This is a genomic window from Streptomyces sp. 2A115 (assembly GCF_052245575.1).
Lineage (GTDB): Bacteria > Actinomycetota > Actinomycetes > Streptomycetales > Streptomycetaceae > Streptomyces.
This window is the reverse complement of the sequence record NZ_JBQQCG010000137.1, coordinates 1-19,343: the sequence shown is the minus strand read 5'-3', so window position 1 is coordinate 19,343 and position 19,343 is coordinate 1. Positions and strand designations below refer to the sequence as shown.

The 19,343-nt window shown below is 71.7% G+C and carries 14 protein-coding genes; 8 read left to right on the top strand and 6 right to left on the bottom strand.

Annotated elements, in window-relative coordinates; all coding sequences use genetic code 11:
- Positions 1–40 precede the first annotated feature (40 nt).
- Positions 41–796 carry a TIGR03089 family protein gene (locus tag ACTWQR_RS53165; RefSeq protein ID WP_443234573.1) on the bottom strand — a complete coding sequence of 252 codons (756 nt, stop codon included), beginning with the start codon at positions 794–796 and terminating at the stop codon, positions 41–43.
- Between the two features lie 128 nt (positions 797–924).
- Between ACTWQR_RS53165 and ACTWQR_RS53160 the strand changes: the two genes are divergently transcribed.
- Together ACTWQR_RS53160 and ACTWQR_RS53155 are read left to right on the top strand one after the other, a co-directional pair.
- Positions 925–2,658 carry a peptidoglycan recognition protein family protein gene (locus ACTWQR_RS53160; RefSeq protein ID WP_443234572.1) on the top strand — a complete coding sequence of 578 codons (1,734 nt, stop codon included), beginning with the start codon at positions 925–927 and terminating at the stop codon, positions 2,656–2,658.
- A 165-nt stretch (positions 2,659–2,823) separates the two neighbouring features.
- Complete coding sequence (locus tag ACTWQR_RS53155; protein WP_443234571.1) at positions 2,824–3,906, top strand: sugar phosphate nucleotidyltransferase; 1,083 nt, start codon at positions 2,824–2,826, stop codon at positions 3,904–3,906.
- Between the two features lie 206 nt (positions 3,907–4,112).
- On the opposite strand, the gene ACTWQR_RS53150 is transcribed toward ACTWQR_RS53155, so the two are convergent.
- The 4 genes from ACTWQR_RS53150 to ACTWQR_RS53135 all read right to left on the bottom strand — a co-directional run bounded on the left by ACTWQR_RS53150 (position 4,113) and on the right by ACTWQR_RS53135 (position 8,238).
- Complete coding sequence (locus ACTWQR_RS53150) at positions 4,113–5,126, bottom strand: DNA-3-methyladenine glycosylase family protein (protein WP_443234570.1); 1,014 nt, start codon at positions 5,124–5,126, stop codon at positions 4,113–4,115.
- Positions 5,127–5,208: 82 nt separating this feature from the next.
- A complete protein-coding gene (locus ACTWQR_RS53145; protein ID WP_443234575.1) occupies positions 5,209–6,606 on the bottom strand; it encodes a coenzyme F420-0:L-glutamate ligase in 1,398 nt (465 codons plus the stop codon).
- Between the two features lie 83 nt (positions 6,607–6,689).
- Positions 6,690–7,649 (bottom strand): 2-phospho-L-lactate transferase, encoded by a 960-nt coding sequence (gene cofD, locus ACTWQR_RS53140; protein ID WP_443234569.1) that lies wholly within the window; start codon positions 7,647–7,649, stop codon positions 6,690–6,692.
- Between the two features lie 85 nt (positions 7,650–7,734).
- Positions 7,735–8,238 carry a cysteine dioxygenase gene (locus tag ACTWQR_RS53135; RefSeq protein WP_443234568.1) on the bottom strand — a complete coding sequence of 168 codons (504 nt, stop codon included), beginning with the start codon at positions 8,236–8,238 and terminating at the stop codon, positions 7,735–7,737.
- Between the two features lie 750 nt (positions 8,239–8,988).
- Between ACTWQR_RS53135 and ACTWQR_RS53130 the strand changes: the two genes are divergently transcribed.
- From ACTWQR_RS53130 to ACTWQR_RS53120, 3 genes are all read left to right on the top strand, one after another.
- Positions 8,989–9,252: a WhiB family transcriptional regulator gene (locus tag ACTWQR_RS53130; protein ID WP_053723761.1), complete on the top strand. Its 264-nt coding sequence runs from the start codon at positions 8,989–8,991 to the stop codon at positions 9,250–9,252.
- 181 nt (positions 9,253–9,433) lie between these two features.
- Positions 9,434–13,135, top strand: coding sequence for a glycosyltransferase (locus tag ACTWQR_RS53125; RefSeq protein ID WP_443234567.1), 3,702 nt, complete (start codon positions 9,434–9,436; stop codon positions 13,133–13,135).
- Entirely contained in the window at positions 13,132–14,670 is a 1,539-nt protein-coding gene (locus tag ACTWQR_RS53120; protein ID WP_443234566.1) for a DUF5719 family protein, read from the top strand. Before ACTWQR_RS53125 ends, ACTWQR_RS53120 begins: the two co-directional genes overlap by 4 nt.
- A 63-nt stretch (positions 14,671–14,733) precedes the next feature.
- Here ACTWQR_RS53120 and ACTWQR_RS53115 read toward each other — a convergent pair whose 3' ends face one another.
- Positions 14,734–15,186: a metallopeptidase family protein gene (locus tag ACTWQR_RS53115; protein ID WP_443234574.1), complete on the bottom strand. Its 453-nt coding sequence runs from the start codon at positions 15,184–15,186 to the stop codon at positions 14,734–14,736.
- Between the two features lie 426 nt (positions 15,187–15,612).
- On the opposite strand from ACTWQR_RS53115, the gene ACTWQR_RS53110 reads away from it, so the two are divergent.
- The 3 genes from ACTWQR_RS53110 (at position 15,613) to ACTWQR_RS53100 (ending at position 19,240) form a co-directional block, all read left to right on the top strand.
- Positions 15,613–15,987 carry a DUF3499 domain-containing protein gene (locus tag ACTWQR_RS53110; RefSeq protein WP_443234565.1) on the top strand — a complete coding sequence of 125 codons (375 nt, stop codon included), beginning with the start codon at positions 15,613–15,615 and terminating at the stop codon, positions 15,985–15,987.
- Between the two features lie 180 nt (positions 15,988–16,167).
- Positions 16,168–17,784, top strand: coding sequence for an L-lactate permease (locus ACTWQR_RS53105; RefSeq protein ID WP_443234564.1), 1,617 nt, complete (start codon positions 16,168–16,170; stop codon positions 17,782–17,784).
- 91 nt (positions 17,785–17,875) lie between these two features.
- Positions 17,876–19,240 carry a phosphomannomutase/phosphoglucomutase gene (locus tag ACTWQR_RS53100; protein WP_443234563.1) on the top strand — a complete coding sequence of 455 codons (1,365 nt, stop codon included), beginning with the start codon at positions 17,876–17,878 and terminating at the stop codon, positions 19,238–19,240.
- The last annotated feature ends 103 nt before the right edge of the window (positions 19,241–19,343 follow it).

Sequence of the window (19,343 nt, the reverse complement as noted above, 5' to 3'; positions counted from 1 at the left end):
GGGCGGCGGGGGCGAAGAAACGCAGCCCCACCCACCGGCGTCAGCGAGCCGTAGCCGTAACCCGCTCACTCTCAATCCGCTTGGCCAGCGCATCCTCGCCGAGCTGATCCAGGTTCCGGCACAGAACCACGGAACCCCCGGCGGCGAGCGGCGCGTACAGCCCGGCGCTGAGCCCCTCCCATGTGTCATACGCGAGCGCGGACAGAATCCGCGATCCGGGCCCCGTCAGATCGAGCCCGGGCGCATCCGCGCGGGCCCGCTCGACAACCTCCGCCCCCGTAAGCTCCGCGCCGGCCACGACCAGCGCGGCGGCCTCCGGGTCCACCGGTGCGTACGGCCGGAAGAGGTCCCCCTGGCTGGGCACCTCGACGGCGTAGTCGGCGTACCCGGCGGGCGGCTGCGGGAACCGCCGTCCGAGCGGCGCCAGCGACAGCGCGATCCGCTCGCCGGAACAGGCGAGCCCGGCATCGAACTGCCCCGGCCCGGCCACCACATGGTCGGCGGCGGAGGCGTCACCCCCGACATCGGCCACGACCCCCACGGAGGAACACGCGAGCAGCCACACCGCCGTCTGCCAGTGCGCGGGCAGCAGCAGAGCGACCCGCTCACCGGGTTCGGCGGACAGCTCGCCCTGAAGCAGATTGGCGGTCTTGGCCACCCAATTGGCGAAGGTGGCCACGGACAGTTCGACTCGTTCGCCCGTGGCGTCGTCGTAGAAGGTCACCAGGGGGCGCGCGGGATCCGTGGCGAGTGCGGATCGCAGCAGGTCGGCAGGGGTGCGGTCGGTGGCGGTCACGGGACGCAAGCGTACGCGGGCGGCCGCCCGGACGGTGCGGTACGGGCCACCGGTTCGGACGAATAGAGCAGACGGTCCGTCAAATCCCGGATGGACAGATAAGTGTGACTATGTCCAGGATCAGGGGCATGCGTGAGTATCTTGCTTCCTCGATCGCCGTCACATGTGCGGCTGCCCTGGCCCTCCCTCTGACGCTGTCCTCCGATGCCGCGGCCGGCGCGCCGGCCGCGGCACCGCCGGCCGCGAGTTCGTCGACAGCGAGCCCGACGGCGGAGAGACCGGCACCCGAGCCGGCGGCACCCGAGCGAGCGGCACGCGCCCAACCGGCGACCGCGAGCCCGGCGGCAACGTCCGGCCGGCCCATCCCCGGCAGCACCCAGTCCCTCCCTCTCGTACGCCTCAGCCCCCGCACCCCGCCCTCCAGCGACCGCACCGCGCCCCCCACCCTCGCCGCCTCCGTTCCCACCGAGGGCCTGCCCCGACGCGACGTACGCCGGTTCTCCCTCGTCGGCGTCGTCTGGGACGACCCGAACACCGAACTCCACGGCCGCGTCCAGGTCCGTACCCGCGCGACCGGCACCGCGAAGTGGTCCGGCTGGCAGGACGTCGAAACGCACAACCACGAGCACGCGGCCGACCCGGACACGGCAGAGCGCGCCTCCGGACGCGTACGGGGCTCCACGGCCCCCCTGTGGGTCGGGGACTCGGACGGCGTCGAGGTCCGCGTCCAGGCGGAGGTCGACGTCAGGGCGAGGGTCGACGGCCGGGCCGTCGCCGCCGAGCCCCTCCCCAGAGGCCTGCACCTCGAACTGGTCGACCCCGGCGCCGAGCCACCGTCCCAGGGCCCCGAACTGGACACCTCGCGCGCCAACGCCCTGACGGCCGAGTCCGCCGCCGCCTCCGCCGTCAACGCCGACCTCGCCCCTCTGGGCGCCACCGAGATCCCGGAACTGAGCCGGCAGGAGACCGAGGCCGACCTACTGGCGACCCGCGGCGACCCGACAGACACGCCGAGCACCCCGGACGCCACGACCACGACCACGACTAACACCACGACCACGACGAACGCCACAAACACGGCGAGCGCTACAAGCACCACGAACGCTACGAACAGCATGAACAGCATGAACAGCACGAACGCCACGAACCCTACGAACGCCACGAACCCTACGAACGCCACGAACGCCACGAACCCTACGAACAGCATGAACAGCGCGAACGAGCCGGTCACGGCGGCCGCCCAGCACGTGAAGCCATACATCGGCGCACGCCCGCGCATCGTCACCCGCCGCGGCTGGGGCGCCGACGAGGCCCTGCGCGAGCGGAACTTCAGCTACGCGAAGGCCGTGAAGGCCGCCTTCGTGCACCACAGCGACTCGGGCAACAACTACCGCTGCGCGCAGGCTTCTTCAGTCATCCGCAGTATCTACCGCTACCACGTGTGGAGCAGCGGCTGGCGCGACATCGGCTACAACTTCCTCGTCGACAAGTGCGGAAACATCTACGAGGGACGGGCCGGTGGCGTCGCCAAGCCGGTCGTGGGCGCACACACTCTCGGTTTCAACACGAACAGCATGGGGATCGCCGTTCTCGGAACTTTCGACGCCGCCAAGCCGCCCGCCGCCGCGGTGAAGGGCATCGCACGGCTCACGGCATGGAAGCTCGGCCTCTTCGGAGCGAACCCGCGCGGCAAGACTTACCTCAAGTCAGGTGGCGGAAATCTCTACCGAAAAGGAAAGAACGTACGACTGAATGTAATCTCCGGTCATCGGGACGGTTTCGCGACGGACTGCCCGGGAGGCCGGCTGTACGCGCAGCTCGGCACCGCCCGGACCAGTTCGGCCCGCTACCAGGGACGATGAGGTCCGATCGGCGAACCGTCGAGATCCGAGAACCAGGGCAACGACGCCCTGCGGCTCCCCCACAGCCACGCATCCCAGAGGCGCCCCACAGCCATCGAACGGTCTGCACACACTGGCCGGCCGAATGACAGTTCGGCCGGCCCCAGCAGGAAGCAGAGACGACAGGTGACAGAAGCGATCCTCCTGGTCGGCGGCAAGGGCACACGGTTGCGCCCCCTCACGGTGCACACGCCGAAGCCGATGGTTCCGGCGGCCGGGGTACCGTTCCTCACGCACCAACTGGCACGGGCGAGAGCGGCGGGAGTCGAGCACATCGTGCTCGCCACGTCCTATCTGGCCGAGGTCTTCGAGCCCTGCTTCGGCGACGGCTCGTCGCTGGGGCTGCACATCGAGTACGTCACCGAGGACGAGCCCCTCGGTACCGGGGGCGCGATCAGAAACGTGGCCACCCGTCTGAGATCCGGCCCCGACGACCCGGTCCTGATCTTCAACGGGGACATCCTGACGGGCCTGGACATCGCGGCTCTCGTCAGCACGCACCAGTCGTCGGGCGCGGACGTTTCCCTGCACCTGACACGGGTGGAGGACCCGAGGGCGTACGGCCTGGTCCCCACGGACGAGACAGGCCGGGTGGAGGCGTTCCTGGAGAAGCCCCAAACACCCGAGGAGATCGTCACCGACCAGATCAACGCGGGCGCGTACGTCTTCCGCCGCTCGGTCATCGACACGATCCCGGCGGGCCGCCCGGTCTCGGTCGAACGAGAGACGTTCCCGGATCTCCTGGCCTCCGGGGCCCACCTCCAGGGCATGGTCGACTCGACCTACTGGCTGGACCTGGGTACACCCCACGCGTTCGTCCGCGGCTCGGCCGACCTGGTCCTCGGGCGCGCCCCGTCCCCGGCCGTCCCGGGCCGTTGCGGCGACAGCCTCGCCCTGCCCTCGGCCTCGGTCGCCTCCGACGCCAAGCTGACCGGCGGCACGGTCATCGGCGATGGCGCGTTCGTCGGCGAGGGCACCCGCATCTCCGGCAGTACGGTCCTGGCGGGCGCCGTGATCGAACCGGGCGCCGTCATCACGGACTCCCTGATCGGCGCCCACGCCCGAGTGGGTGCCCGCTCGATCCTGACGGGCGTCGTGGTCGGCGACGGCGCGACAGTCGGCCCGGACAACGAACTCCGAGAGGGCGTACGGGTCTGGTGCGACGCCCAGATCCCGGCCGGGGCGCTCCGCTTCTCGTCGGACCAGTAGCGCACAAGGGGGGATAGCGACACGGGGGGTGTCGTGGGAGCGGGCCCACGACCACCTCTCGGCCGGCACCACCCAGCCCGTCCGGCGTTTGAGGACGAGGCCGTTCAGGCCGAAAGGCGGGGGTCTGGGGGCGCGGCCCCCAGTGATGGGACGGGTAGGGGCGGCGGGGGCGAAACCCCCGGTTCGGCTCCCACACCCACCGACCGTCACAGCAGCCCAATATCCCCCCGGGGCATACGCGGCTGGCGCCGAGGCGGCGTACGCCCGGACAGCAGAATGAACCGAGCCGCCCGATGCCGCTGCCCCGCCCCCTGCCCGGCATACGGCTCCAGCAACTCCAGCATCACGGAGTCATCGGCGTCCCGGTCCCCGACCAGCGCATACCCCACGATCCCCGGCAGATGCAGATCCCCCACGGTCACCGCATCCGCGGCCCCATGACTCCGCTGCACAACCTCCGCCGAGGTCCACGGCCCGATCCCGGCCACCAACTCGAGCCGAGCCCGCGCGGCAACAGGCTCGAACCCCACGGCCTCCTCCAGCCGCCGAGCCACCCGAACCGCCCGCAGAATCGTCGACGCCCGCTTGTTGTCGACCCCGGCCCGATGCCACTCCCACGAGGGAATCAACGCCCACCCCCGCGGCTCCGGCATGACATGCATCCGCCCGGGCGCGGGACCGGGCGCCGGCACCCCGAACTTCCGCACGAGCAGCCGCCAGGCCCGGTACGCCTCGTCCGTCGTGACCTTCTGCTCCAGAATCGACGGAATCAACGACTCCAGCACCAGCCCGGTACGCGTCAGCCGCAGCCCCGGCCGCCGATGCCACGCCAGCGCCACCACCCGATGCCTCGGTTCGAACGCGTCCGGCTCATCCAACTCACCGAGCATCCGCGGGAGTTGTTCCAGCAGCCAGTCCGCTCCCGGCCCCCAGGCCGCACCCTGGACGACACCCCCGCGCGCGGAGACCCGCAGGGTCCCGGGCCCCGCGGGCGTGAGACTGGCCCGCCACACGGCCCCGTCCGGCGTGGTCCGGAAGGACGGATCGGCGGGTCCGCGCCGCAGCGGCCCGAGCACGAGCCCGAGATCGAGCGGCCAGGGCGGCGTCCAGCTCCGCGTACGACCGGCGACGGCGGGCGGTCGCGGTACCTGTCGGGGCACGTAGACATGCCCGCCGCGTACGGTCGTACGCGTGGGTCGGGGATCGAAGCGTCCGGCCACGAATGAGTCCTGGATGTCCTAGAGGTGCGCAGGTGCCCTAAGAGAGTAGGCCCTGCGCGCCCGGCAGCAGCGGACTTCGATATCAGCGGACTTCGATGAACGCCCCCGCATCCCGCTCAGGCCGAGCCTTCGGCTCCTCGGCCGCGTGCCCGACGGCAACGGCCCCCATCGGGTCCCACCCGTCCGGCAGCTCGAGTACGTCCCGCACGACGTCCCGGCAGAACATCGTCGACGAAACCCACGCGGACCCGAGCCGCTCCCCGGCGAGCGCGACGAGGAAGTTCTGCACACCGGCGCCCGCGGCGACCACGAACATCTCCCGCTCGGCCCCGTCACGCCGGGCGTCCCCGTACGTATGGGACCCGTCCATGACCAGACAGGGCACGACGAGATACGGAGCGCCCCGCAGCACGTCCCCGCGCCGTACCCGCTTGGCGATGGACTCCGCGCTCTTGCCGTCCCGCTCCAGATCGGCGATCCAGGCGTCCCGCATGGCATCGAGGAGCCGCGTGCGCGCCTCGGCCGTCTCCAGGAGTACGAATCTCCATGGCGTCGTGTGATGCGGCGCCGGCGCGGTCACGGCCGCGGCCACCGCCCGCCGTACGGCTCCCGGGTCGACCGGCTCGTCGGTGAAGGCCCGTACCGTACGCCGCTGGGTGACGGCCTCCCGTACGGCCTCGGAGGTGCCCAGACGGAACATGTCGTCGCGCGCGCCCCGAACCATGCCTCGCGCCCCCTCCTCTTCCTCGCCGCCCTTGGCCACCACATGGGGCAGCCCGCGCACGACGGCGACGGGCAGCCCGGCGGCCTTGCCCTTGACCAGGTCACCGGCGGCGGCGAGCTCGTCGGCGGTGGCGACGACGGTGGCGCTGAGCGGATTCCCGTACGCGTCCGTGCCGCCCCGCAGATCGTCGAGCACGCGCACGCCGGCCGCGCCGATGGCGACATCGGTGAGCCCGGTCCGCCACGGCCGCCCGAACGTGTCCGTGACGAGGACCCCGACCTCGACGCCGAGCACGTCCCGCAGCCCGTCCCGGATCGCCCGCGCGGACGCGTCCGGATCCTCGGGCAGCAACAGCACAGTCCCGAAAGGGGTGTTGGAGGCGTCGACCCCGGCTGCGGCCATCACGAGCCCCTGCCGGTTCTCCACGATCCGCAGCGCCCCGCGCCGCGCCACGACCCGAACGGTCTCGGCATCGATGGCGGCTTCCCGGTCCACCGCCTCCACGACCCGCCCCTCGGCCTTGGACACGATTTTCGAGGTGACCAGCAGCACGTCCCCGTCGACAAGCCCGGGCTCGACACTGGCGATCAACTTGGCAAGATCGTCCCCTCGCCGCACTTCAGGCAGCCCGGGTGGAGCCCAGACCCGATAACCGGGCACACCCGGCGGCAGGCCCCGAAGATCTGGCGGCGTGTCCGCCCCTCCCCGCGCTTCTGGCCCTCCCCGCGCCTCGACCGGTACACCGCCGTCGGCCATGCCCCGCGTCGGCGCGACGACACCTCTCAGCGGAACCTCGTCCTCCGGCATACCCGCCCCCTCCTCGGTCAGCCCGCTGCCGCTCAAGCCCCCCGCACCTCCTCCGCCAACGCCAGCGCCTCCCGGGCCATCTGGGCCGTCGCTTCGAGGTCGGTCATCATCAGCGGTACCGCCCGGCACTGGATGCCCGCGGCGGTGACCCGATCCACCACCGCGGCGTCCACCGTGTCGACGAGCCACCCGTCGAGGAGCCCCGAGCCGTAGTGCTCGGCGACCGCCGCGGCCGTGGACTCGACGCCGACGGCCGCGAGGACCTTGTCGGCCATGCCGCGCACGGGCGCGTCCCCGACGATGGGGGAGAGCCCGACCACGGGGACGCCCGCCTCGGCGATCGCCTCCCGGATACCGGGAACGGCGAGGATCGTGCCGACGGACACGACGGGATTGGACGGCGGGAAGAGCACCACGTCGGCGTCGGCGATCGCCTCGAGCACCCCGGGCGCCGGCTTGGCCTGCTCGGCCCCGACGGGCACCACGGCGTACGCGTCGACGGAGGCCCGCAGCCGCACCCAGTACTCCTGGAAGTGAATGGCCTTGCGCTCACCGTCGATCTCGACGGCGACATGTGTCTCGACGCGGTCGTCGGACATGGGGATCAGCCGGACGCCCGGCTTCCAGCGGTCGCACAGCGCCTCGGTGACCGCGCTGAGCGGATACCCGGCGCCCAGCATCTGCGTCCGCACGATGTGCGTCGCGAAGTCCCGGTCGCCGAGCCCGAACCACGACGGCCCGACCCCGTACGCCGCGAGTTCCTCCTTGAGGTGGAAGGTCTCGTCGGCCCGCCCCCAGCCCTGTTCCTCGTTGATACCGCCGCCGAGCGTGTACATCACCGTGTCGAGGTCCGGGCAGACCTTCAGCCCGAAGAGGTGGATGTCGTCGCCGGTGTTGCCGATGACGGTGATGTCCGCGTCCGGCGCGGCCTGCTGAAGACCACGCAGGAACCGGGCACCACCGATGCCGCCTGCCAGAACCACAATGCGCATGGATTCAGTCTTGCAGGCGGGTACGACAAAGCGTCAGCCGGTTACGAGACCCCCGGCTACGAGATCCCGGTTGCCGGGGCCCCGCTCACGAAGGCTCCGCTCGCGAGACCTCGGCGACGGCGCACCGGGCCGCGTGCATCGGCATCTCGGTCAGCCCCGGGTAGTAGACGTGCAGGCTGACGGCCGGTTCGAGCGAGTCATTCACGACCTCGTGCACGTACCCCGGGGCAAACACCCTCTGCGCCTCCGCACCCAACGCGCGGGTGCCGCGCTCCGTGCGCTCCGTCAACGCGCCCTCCAGGACGGTCAGTACGCCGGAGGAGCGCCCGTGGTCGTGCAGCCCGCTGCCCTGCCCGGGTACCCAGGACAGCAGCCACACCTCGTAGCCGGGCCCGGTGCGCAGCCGGTGGTACCAGCGGGAGGTCGCGTCGTACTGGACGAGGTGCTCCCACTGGGAGCGGTCGGCCGCGATGGAGCGGGCGAGGCCGACGAACTCGGCCACCGTGGCCGGATGCTCGCGCGGCGCCTGGAGGAGGTGCGGTACTTCGAGGATGTCGCCGGCGATCTGGAGGTCGCTGTCGCTGTTCATGGGATGCGGGTTCCTCGGCGGAAGAGAGTGCTGGAGGTCTGGGGTGTCGCGTACCGTCCGCCCGGATCACGGGCGGGAGGAGAGCCCTGGCGGGGGCGAGTGCCCTGGTACGGGCGGGAGGGACCAGCGGCCGGATCTCAGTGGACCCGGCGGCGGCTGGAGCGCGGTTGGCTCAACAGCTGCGACAGCAACAGCTACAACGAGCGTGGACAGCACCGAGGGACCCGGCGGTGCGGGTCGAGGTGAGTGCCAAGTTCGCGAGCATGCCCACAAGGACACCGGTTCACACTCCCACTGTCAACTTGCCGTCCGGTATGTGGGAGATGTTTCACCTCATCCGGTTCACCTCTGTGGCGAAAGGTTTGTGCAGGAGCCTCCAGGGACACAAGGCGCACAATCGGGCGCACAGACCTCGTTGCGACCCCGTGATCCCCGTGTGGTCCGGTGTGATCCACATGTGATCCGGTTCGCTTCGTCGTTCGCGTCGGAACGAGATCGAACTCCTGGGCGTCCTTCTCTGTACAGGTCCTGTGCGGAGGCGAGCCCCGGCTGGGTCTCCTTCGCCTGTCGGGGTTTATGCCGATTTGAACACTTTCCGCATAGCCTTGGTTCCGCAGAGTGAATAAGGGGCCCAATAGCAGATCTCGGCTTGACTGGGCCGGAGCGGCGCAATTGTAATTTCACTCGTGTCGTTCAGCCGAAATCGGTAGCGGCACCTTCACGGGGACGCGAGACGGACGAGGGGCGCACATGACCGAGCTGTTTCAGGAACTGCTGGTCGACGAGGCCGAAGAGGAGCTCGGCTGGCAGGAGCGGGCGCTCTGTGCCCAGACCGACCCCGAGTCCTTTTTCCCCGAGAAGGGCGGCTCCACCCGCGAGGCGAAGAAGGTCTGTCTCGCCTGCGAGGTCCGTTCGGAGTGCCTGGAGTACGCACTCGCCAACGACGAACGCTTCGGCATCTGGGGCGGCCTGTCCGAGCGCGAACGGCGCCGCCTGAAGAAGGCCGCCGTCTGATCCGACGGCACCCGGCCCTCGTACTGACAGGTAACGAACGGCCCGTCGCAGGTGGGTTATCCACAGGCGGCGGGCCGCTCTCGTGCCCAGCCGTTAGTGTGGGCCTCCGTCCGAGACGCCCCGCTGTCCCCTGAGGGCACAGGCGTCCACCGCAGTCCATCGAACCGGGGCCCGTACCTCGATGTCCGTGCACAGCCAAACGGCAGGCCAATACGACACTGCCGCTCCTGAGTTCCCGCGGCATGTGGTCACCGCCGTGCTCGTCTCGCACGACGGTGCCCGCTGGCTGCCCGACGCCCTCGCCGGGCTGCTCGGTCAGGAACGCCCCGTTCAGAACGCCGTGGCGGCCGACACCGGCAGCGCGGACGACTCCGCGCGGCTGGTCACCGACGCGCTCGGCGCCGACCGGGTGCTGCACCTCGCCCGGCGCACCGGCTTCGGCCAGGCCGTCGAGGAGGCCACTCGTACCGCGGGCGTACTGACCCCGGACGAGCTGCCTTACCTCAAGCGCCCCAGCGGCTGGGACCCGGTCACCCGCACCTGGCGCGACGACGCGTACGACATGCCGGAGCTGCCCCACGGCGAGCCCGAACAGTGGCTGTGGCTCCTGCACGACGACTGCGCCCCGGAGCCCGACGCCCTGGCGCAGCTGCTGCGCGTCGTGGAGAACGAGCGGGAGCTCGGCAAGGACGTAGCGATCGTCGGCCCCAAGCTCCGCGGCTGGTACGACCGCAGACAGCTCCTGGAAGTCGGCGTCACCATCGCCAACAGCGGCCGCCGCTGGACCGGCCTGGACCGGCGCGAGCAGGACCAGGGCCAGCACGACCACGTACAGCCCGTGCTGTCCGTATCCACGGCCGGCATGCTGATCCGCCGCGACGTCTTCGAACAGCTCGGCGGGTTCGACCGGCGGCTGCCCCTGATGCGCGACGACGTCGACCTGTGCTGGCGTGCGCAGGCCGCGGGCCACCGTGTCCTCATCGCCCCCGAAGCGGTCGTACGGCACGCGGAGGCGGCCTCCCGCGAGCGGCGCACCGTCGACTGCGTGGGCCGTACCTCCGCGTCCCCGCACAAGGTCGACAAGGCGGGCGCCGCCTACACCCTCCTCGTCAACTCCCGCAGCGCGGCGCTCCCCTGGATCCTGCTGCGGCTCGTGCTCGGCACACTGCTGCGCACGGTCGCGTACCTCGTCGGCAAGGTCCCCGGGCAGGCGGTCGACGAGATCCGTGGCCTCGGGGGGACACTGCTGCGCCCGGAGCGGATCATCGCGGGCCGGCGCAGGCGCGGCCGTCCCCAGGTCGACAAGGATGAGCTGCGGCCGCTGTTCCCGCCGCCCGGCGCGACCGTGCGGGCCACCATCGAGCAGGCCGCGGGCAGTCTCGTGAGCCGCTCCGATCCCGAGCAGAACGCGGCCGGGCGGCACGGCAGTGCCGTCGAGTCCGGGCCCGGGGGAGACGACGCCGACTTCCTGGAGGTCGAGCAGTTCGCCCGCCTCAAGCGCGTCGCTCGCAAGCCGGGACCGGTGCTCTTCGTAGTACTCCTCTTCTTCGCGCTCATCGCCTGCCGTGAACTCCTCGGCGGCGGTGCGCTCGCGGGCGGCGCGCTGCTGCCCGCCCCGGCCGACTCCTCGCAACTGTGGTCGCGCTACCTGGACGCCTGGCATCCCATCGGCGCCGGAGGCACACAGTCCGCGCCGCCGTATCTCGCGCTCGTCGCGATGCTCGCCGGCGTGCTGTTCGGCTCCACCGGGCTCGCCGTCACCGTCCTCCTCGTCGGCTCCGTGCCGCTGGCCGGCTTCACCGCGTACTTTGCCTCCCGGCCGCTCGTGATGTCGCGCCTGCTGCGCGCCTGGGCCTCCGTGGCGTACGCCTTCCTGCCCGCCGTCACCGGCGCGCTCGCGGGCGGCCGCATCGGCACCGCCGTACTCGCCGTCCTGCTGCCCCTCATCGCGCGCGCGGGCATCGCGGCGAGCGGCCTCGCCTCGGAGCCGGCACGCGGCAGCTGGCGTGCCACCTGGGCGTACGCGCTGCTGCTGACCCTGGCCACCGCGTTCACGCCGATCGTGTGGCCCATCGCGCTGGTCCTGGGCCTCGCCCTGCTGGCCGTGCGCCGGAGCGACATCATCGCCTACGGGCCGCGATTCCTGGCCCAGCTCGGCACTCCGCTGCTGGTCCTCGCACCCTGGTCGCTCTCACTCCTCCCGTCCGGCTTCTTCACGGAGGCCGGGATGGAGTACGGGGCGGGGGCGGCCTCCGCGCTCGACCTGCTCGGCGGCAGTCCGGGCGGCCCCGGAACCGTCAGCGGGCTGATGCTCATCGGCATCGTCTGCGCCGCCGTGGCCGCACTGCTGCGCGGGGAGCGTCAGCTGGGGATCTGGACGGCCTGGGCGGCCGCCCTGGTGGGGCTTGTCTTCGCCGTCCTGTCCAACAGCTCCGCCTGGGCCGGGCCCGCCACCCTCGTCTACGGCATCGCCTTCCTCGCGGCCGCCGCGCTCGGCGCCGACGGGGCACGCTCGCGCGTGGCCGAGCAGAGCTTCGGCTGGCGCCAGCCGGTCGCCGTGCTGATCGCGTTCGCGGCGGCCGCGGGGCCGCTGCTCCTCGCCGCCGGGTGGATGATCCGCGGCGCCGACGGGCCCCTGGAGCGGCGCGACCCGGTTCAGGTGCCCGCGTTCGTCGCCGAGGAGAGCGGCACGCGCGACCAAGCCCGCACGCTCGTCCTCGACAGCGACTCGGCGGCCAGGGTCGGCTACACGCTGGTCCGCGGCTCCGGCGTCCGCCTCGGCGACGCCGAACTGGCCGCGGCGGACGGCGAGAACAAGACGCTCGACAAGGTCGTCGCCAACCTCGTGGCGGGCTCCGGCGCCGACCAGGCCGACCAGCTCGGCGGCTTCGCCGTGCGGTACGTACTCGTACGCGACGGTGCGCCCCGCGAGGTCAGCCGCGTCCTGGACGCCACCCCCGGCCTGAGTCGGCTGAGCCAGCAGGACGGCAGCGCCCTGTGGCGCGTCGACCGGCAGGTCGCGCGCGCGGCCATCGTCCCCGAATCCGGCGACCCGCAGCCCATCGCCGCTGGACCCGTCGACCTGCACACCAAGATCCCCGCCGGCGCCGACGGCCGCGTCCTGCGCCTCGCCGACACCGCCGACGAGGGCTGGACGGCCACTCTGGACGGGCGGCCGCTCACCAGGACCACGGTCGACGGCTGGGCCCAGGGCTTCGAACTGCCCGCCGCGAGCGGCCGGTTGGACGTCACCTACGAGGCGCCGATCAGCCACACCGGCTGGCTCTGGGCGCAGGGCGCGCTCGCCGTCGTCCTCGTCGTGCTCGCCCTGCCCGGCCGGCGCCGCGAGGTCGACGACGACCTCCCCGACGAGCCCGTCGTGCCGGTCCAGGCCGCCTCCGGCGAGGGCCGCAGGGCGCGCAGGCTGCGCGCCCAGGCAGAGGCCGAACAGACCGGCCAGCCCGACGAGTTCACACCGAACGCTCCGCCTCCTCCTCCGGAGGAGGCTCCCGTCCCCGCCCCGGTTCCCCAACAGCAGGCCTACGGCATGGGGGTCCCCCCGGGCGAGGACGTTCGAGCGTGGGGGAGGGATACGACGAGCTACGCGGGCGCCGAGTACGGCACCTATGGCGGCGAGCAGTACCCGGGCGCCCCGCAGTACCCGGCGGGCACCTACGACCAGCAGCCCTACCAGGCGGACCCGTACCAGGCCGGCCAGTACGACCCGTACGCGTACGGCACGGGGAATCCGGCCTACGACCCGACGCAGACGTACGACCCGACGCAGACGTACGCCCCGGGCTACGACGCGCCGTACGACCCGGCCCAGCAGCAGCCGCCGCACGGCACCGACAGTGAGCGTCCCGACGGGAGCCAGCAGTGAACCGCACGACCGTGTCCCTGATCGCAGGCGTGGCCGCGCTCGCCGCCGTCACCGGATTCGCCTCGCTCACCGAGCCGGATGCCTCCGGCGCGGACACGGCGAAGGCGGCCGCCCAGCTTCCCGTGGAGCGCACCAGCCTGCTCTGCCCGGCTCCCAGCCTCTCGGACGTCGCCGAAACCGCGTACACGTCCTTCACGCCGGTCACCAAGGGCACCGGCACGGACGGCACGGCCGAACTCGTCCCGGCGGGCGAGGAGCCCGCCGACGGCACGGCCGCCGAGTCGAAGGAAGACGATCAGAAAACCGACAAGAACGACAAGGCCGACAAGGGGGGCGGCGAGAAGAAGGCCGTCCTGACGCCGAAGGAGCCGGGCAAGCCGGTCACCGGCGAGGCCTCCGGCGCCGAGTCGCCCGCGCTCGTCGGCACCGCCGCGGGCAGGTTCGCGCCCGGCTGGACCGTCCAGCAGACCACCGAGATCGCGGCGGGCAGCGGCCGCGGCCTCCTCGGCACCAACTGCACCGCCCCGGACACGGAGTTCTGGTTCCCGGGGGTCAGTACCGCCAAGGAGCGCACCGACTACGTGCATCTGACCAACCCCGACGACTCCGCCGCGGTCGCCGACATCGAGCTGTACGGCAAGGACGGCGCCCTCAAGTCGACGGTGGGGGAAGGCATACAGATCCCGCCGCACTCCAGCGAGTCGGTGCTGCTGTCCACGCTCGTCGACGAGCCGCAGACCAACCTCACCGTGCACGTCACGGTCCGTAGCGGCCGGGTCGCCGCCGCCGTCCAGGCCCTCGACGACAAACTCGGCGGCGACTGGCTGGCCGCCTCGACCGACCCGGCGGGCAGCCTCGTCCTGCCGGGCATTCCGAAGGACGCCACGTCCGTGCGCCTGGTCGCCTTCGCGCCCGGCGACGCCGACGCCGACCTGAAGCTGCGGCTCGCCTCGCCGTCCGGGCCGATCACTCCCGCCGGGAACGAGACGCTGCACGTCAAGGCCGGCATGACGGCCGCCGTCGATCTCGGCGACGTCACGCGCGGCGAGGCGGGCTCCCTGGTGCTGACACCGACCGAGGAGTCCGTCCCGGTCGTCGCGGCCCTCCGGGTCGTGCGCGGCAAGGGCGACAAGCAGGAGACGGCGTTCATCCCGGCCACCCGCCCGGTGGGCGCGCGCGCGACGGCCGCCGACAACCGCTCCAAGGGCTCCACGCTCTCCCTGGTGGCCCCCGGCCCCTCCGCCGAGGTCAAGGTCACAGCCTCGGGGGGCAGCGGAGGCGGCACGGCCACGACGAAGACGTACCAGATCAAGGGCGGCACGACCGAGAACGTCCAACTGCCCGTCCCCGAGGGCCTCAAGGGCACGTACGCGCTCACGGTGGAACCGCTCTCCGGTGGCCCCGTCTACGCCGCCCGCGCACTCGAGATCTCGGAGGGGGGCCTGCCGATGGTCACGGTGCAGACGCTCCCGGACGACCGGGGGACGGTGGCGGTACCGGACGCGGAGCAGGATCTGTCGGTACTGCAGAAGTAGGCAGTGCAGAAGCGGGCGCTGCGGAAGTAGGCAGTGCCGGTAGGCAGAGCTGGCGGAAGTGGCTCAGTCCTCGCCGTACCGGGGATCCACCGTTTCCGGAGTCAGCCCCAGCAGCTCGGCGACCTGCTCCACCACGACCTCGTGCACCAGGGCGGCCCGCTCGTCGCGACCCTTGGTGCGGATCTCGACCGGGCGGCGGTAGACGACGACGTGGGCGGGCCGGCCCTCCCGCGCGGCGATCGTGCCCCCCAGGGGCACCGCCTCGTCGCCCCAGCCCTCGTCACGCGCCGGATCGAGCCGAGGCACCTCCAGCACCATGAACTCGATGTCGGCGAGCTGCGGCCACCGCCGCTCCAGCCGCTCCACGGAGTCCTGCACCAGATCGGCGAACACGTCGGCACGGCTCGCGGAGAGCGGCACCTGAGGCGGCGCGACAGGCCCACGCATCCCCCGCCCGTGGCGGTCACGGCGGCGGGGCCTGGGTTCGGCGGCGCGGGGCGGTACGGGGTTGTCCATCACTGACGAAGCGTAGTCCCCACCCGGACCCCACGCCCGGCACCCAGGCGGCACCCCGCCAAGGCGCCCCTTCAGGGGCGCGGGGCTGTGACATCCGCGGCTCCGCCGCAGGGCACGGCAGGCCCCTGTCGGCCCGCGGTGCCCCGCTACCCCGCCGCCGCGCGGCATGTCACCTCATGACCATTCCAGCCAAGCTTGGGCTCGTTTCCGTACCCATCCAGGACTGCCCTAATAGCAGCAAATGACATGTTTTGAACCACCTGGTGACGGCACGCAAGATCGTCCGATATCTCGTCAACGCCCGTACGCGCAGGTCAACAAGGTGGGTCCGACTCCTCCTGTGTCCAGGCTCACACCACGACACGGTGGAGTGACCCGGAGGGGAGTCGTCGCGGCCCGCTCAAGAGTGCGGTACCGTCCAACCTCGTGAGCCCCGTACGTCGCTGTTCGCGCACCGCTTGCGGCCGTCCCGCCGTCGCGACGCTGACGTACGTCTACGCCGACTCGACCGCGGTCCTCGGTCCGCTCGCCACCTACGCCGAACCCCACTGCTACGACCTGTGCGCCGAGCACTCCGAGCGCCTCACCGCCCCGCGCGGCTGGGAGGTCGTCCGGCTCGCCGACGGCTCCGCCCCCTCCCGCCCCAGCGGCGACGACCTGGAAGCGCTCGCCAACGCGGTCCGCGAGGCGGCCCGCCCGCAGGAGCGCGCCGCGCAGTCCGGTGGCGGTGCCCGCAGGGCGGACCCGATGGAGGTCGCACGCCGCGGCCACCTCCGGGTGCTGCGCTCCCCGGACTCCTGAACCTTCGTTCCTCGACAGGTTCCTGAGGCGCCGCCCCTCGCGGCGGGAACTTCACTCGTGCACATTCAGTGCATATTTCACTCACTCCTGCACAAGCATTGACGCCCGCTTGTCGCGGACACGACCATTCCCCCGCCCGTGAGAAATCGCTTTCCGCATCGCGGAATCCGGGGAGGCTCCGTGTACGTCCAGGAACTCGAGCCCGTGGCCGACTCACTCGGCCTGTCCGCACTCGTCGCGACCCTGCCCCTCGTCATCGTCCTCGTCCTGCTCGGCGGCGTCCGCATGAAGGCGCACCGGGCCGGTCTCATCGGCCTCGCGGCCGCGGCCCTGGTCGCCTGGCTCGCGTACGGCATGCCCATCGGCCAGACGCTCTCCAGCGCCGCCCAGGGAGCCGTGTTCGGCCTCTTCCCCATCCTGTGGATCGTCGTCAACGCCCTCTGGGTGTACCGGATGACCGTCCACACCAGGCACTTCGACATCCTGCGCCGCTCCTTCGGCCGGCTCTCCGACGATCCGCGCATCCAGGCGCTCGTCGTCGCGTTCTGTTTCGGCGCGCTCCTGGAGGCCCTCGCGGGCTTCGGCGCACCCGTCGCGATCTGCTCGGTGATGCTCGTCGCGCTCGGCTTCGAACCCGTCCGCGCCGCGGTGGTCGCGCTGGTCGCCAACACCGCGCCGGTCGCCTTCGGGGCGATGGGCACACCGGTCGTGACGCTGGCCCAGGTCACGGGCCTGCCACTGGATTCCGTCGCCTCCGTAGTGGGCCGGCAGACGCCGCTGCTCGCCCTTGTGGTGCCGCTCGTGCTCGTCTTCCTGGTGGACGGACGGCGCGGTCTGCGCGAGACCTGGGTGCCCGCCTTGGCATGCGGAGTCGCCTTCGCCGTGGCCCAGTTCGCCGCCTCCAACCATGTCTCCGCCCAACTCGCCGACATCGGCGCCGCCTTGGCCGGCGCGGGTGCCCTGATGGCGGTGCCGCACGCGCGCAGGCCGGCCGCCGAGCCCGTACGGGCCGCGGTCCTCACCGGCGTACGCAGTGAGGAGCTGGACGAGGACGACCCACGCCCCGAGGTGCTGCGCGCGTACGCCCCGTACGCGCTGATCATCGCGATCTTCTCCATCGCCCAGATCCCGGCGGTGAAGGACCAGTTGGCCAAGGCGACCCGCACCTTCGACTGGCCCTTCCTGAACGTCGCGAACCCGGACGGCGAGCCTGTCGGCGGCAACGTCCTCTCGCTGCCGCTCGTGTCCACGGGCGGCACGCTGGTGCTGCTCGCCGGGGTGTGCACGGCTGTCGTACTCGGGGTGCACGCGCGCGTGGCGCTCAAGGAATGGGCGGCGACCGTGCACAAGTTGAGGTTCGCCATCCTCACCGTGACGTCCGTCCTGGCGCTCGCGTACGTCATGAACCTCTCCGGACAGGCGGCCACGATCGGCTACTTCGTGGCGGCGGCGGGCGCGGGACTCGCCTTCCTGTCACCGGTTCTGGGGTGGTTCGGAGTGGCGGTCTCCGGGTCGGACACGTCGGCCAACGCGCTCTTCGGTGCCCTTCAGGTGACCGCGGCCAGGGAGTCCGGGCTCTCGCCGGAACTGCTCGCGGCCGCCAACAGCTCGGGCGGCGTCCTGGGGAAGATGATCTCGCCGCAGAACCTGACCATCGCCTGCGCGGCGGTCGGCCTCGCGGGCCGTGAGGGGGACCTGCTGCGCAAGGTGCTGCCGTGGAGCCTCGGACTGCTGCTGGTCATGTGCCTGATCGTGGTCGGACAGAGCTCGCCCGTCCTGGAATGGATGCTTCCGTAATTCCCGATGTGTCCTCGCAGGTCCCGCACGGCTCAGTGTCAGTCGGTACGGGTACTTTGGGGTCACTGTTGAGAAACCGGGAGGGGTGGCCGTGACTGCTGATCTGTCGCAGTTGGTGAAGGCTTACGACGTACGTGGGGTGGTCCCGGACCAGTGGGACGAGACGCTGGCCGAGCTGTTCGGCGTTGCCTTCGCACAGGTGACGGGCGCGGACGCGATCGTGACCGGGCACGACATGCGCCCCTCGTCCCCCGGCCTGTCGCGGGCCTTCGCGCGCGGGGCGGCGGCGCTCGGCGTCGACGTGACCGAGATCGGGCTGTGCTCGACGGACCAGCTGTACTACGCGTCGGGGGCCTTCGACCTCGCGGGCGCGATGTTCACGGCCTCGCACAATCCGGCGCAGTACAACGGCATCAAGATGTGCCGGGCGGGCGCGGCCCCGGTGGGCCAGGACACGGGCCTCACCCAGATCCGCGAGCTCGTCGAGTCCTGGATCGACTCGGGCGCCCCGTCCTCGGACGCGAAGCCGGGCACGATCACCGAGCGGGACACGTTGGAGGACTACGCGGCGCACCTGCGCGGGCTCGTCGACCTGACCTCGATCCGCCCCCTGAAGGTCGTGGTCGACGCGGGCAACGGCATGGGCGGCCACACGGTCCCCACGGTCTTCGCCGGCCTGCCTCTCACTCTCGTCCCCATGTACTTCGAGCTGGACGGCACGTTCCCCAACCACGAGGCGAACCCGCTCGACCCGAAGAACATCGTCGACCTCCAGAAGCGCGTGCGCGAGGAGAGCGCCGACCTCGGCATCGCCTTCGACGGCGACGCCGACCGCTGCTTCGTAGTCGACGAGCGCGGCGAGCCGGTCTCGCCGTCCGCGATCACGGCCCTGGTCGCCGCCCGCGAGCTGGCCAGGCACGGCGGCAAGGGCACGGTCATCCACAACCTGATCACGTCGTGGTCGGTGCCGGAGGTGGTCCGGGAGAACGGCGGCACGCCGGTACGCACGCGCGTGGGCCACTCCTTCATCAAGGCCGAGATGGCCACGTCCGGCGCGATCTTCGGCGGCGAGCACTCGGCGCACTACTACTTCAAGGACTTCTGGAACGCCGACACGGGCATGCTCGCCGCCCTCCACGTCCTCGCCGCGCTCGGCGGCCAGGAGGGCACTCTCTCCGCCCTCGTCGCCCAGTACGACCGCTACGCCGGCTCCGGCGAGATCAACTCCACGGTCGACGACCAGACGGCCCGCCTCGTCGCGATCAAGGCCGCCTACGAGGGCCGCGAGGGCGTCACCCTCGACGAACTCGACGGCCTGACGGTCACGTCCACCGACTGGTGGTTCAACGTCCGCCCGTCCAACACGGAACCGCTCCTCCGCCTGAACGCGGAGGCCCGCGACGCGGCCACGATGGCCAAGGCCCGCGACGAGGTCCTGGCGATCATCAGGGGCTGACGTCGGGCATTTCAGCCCGTCTCGGGGCACCTCCCGGCGGTAGCCGGCGCAGTTTGAGTACGAGGCCGTTCAGGCCGAAAGGGGGGGCTGGGGGCGCAGCCCC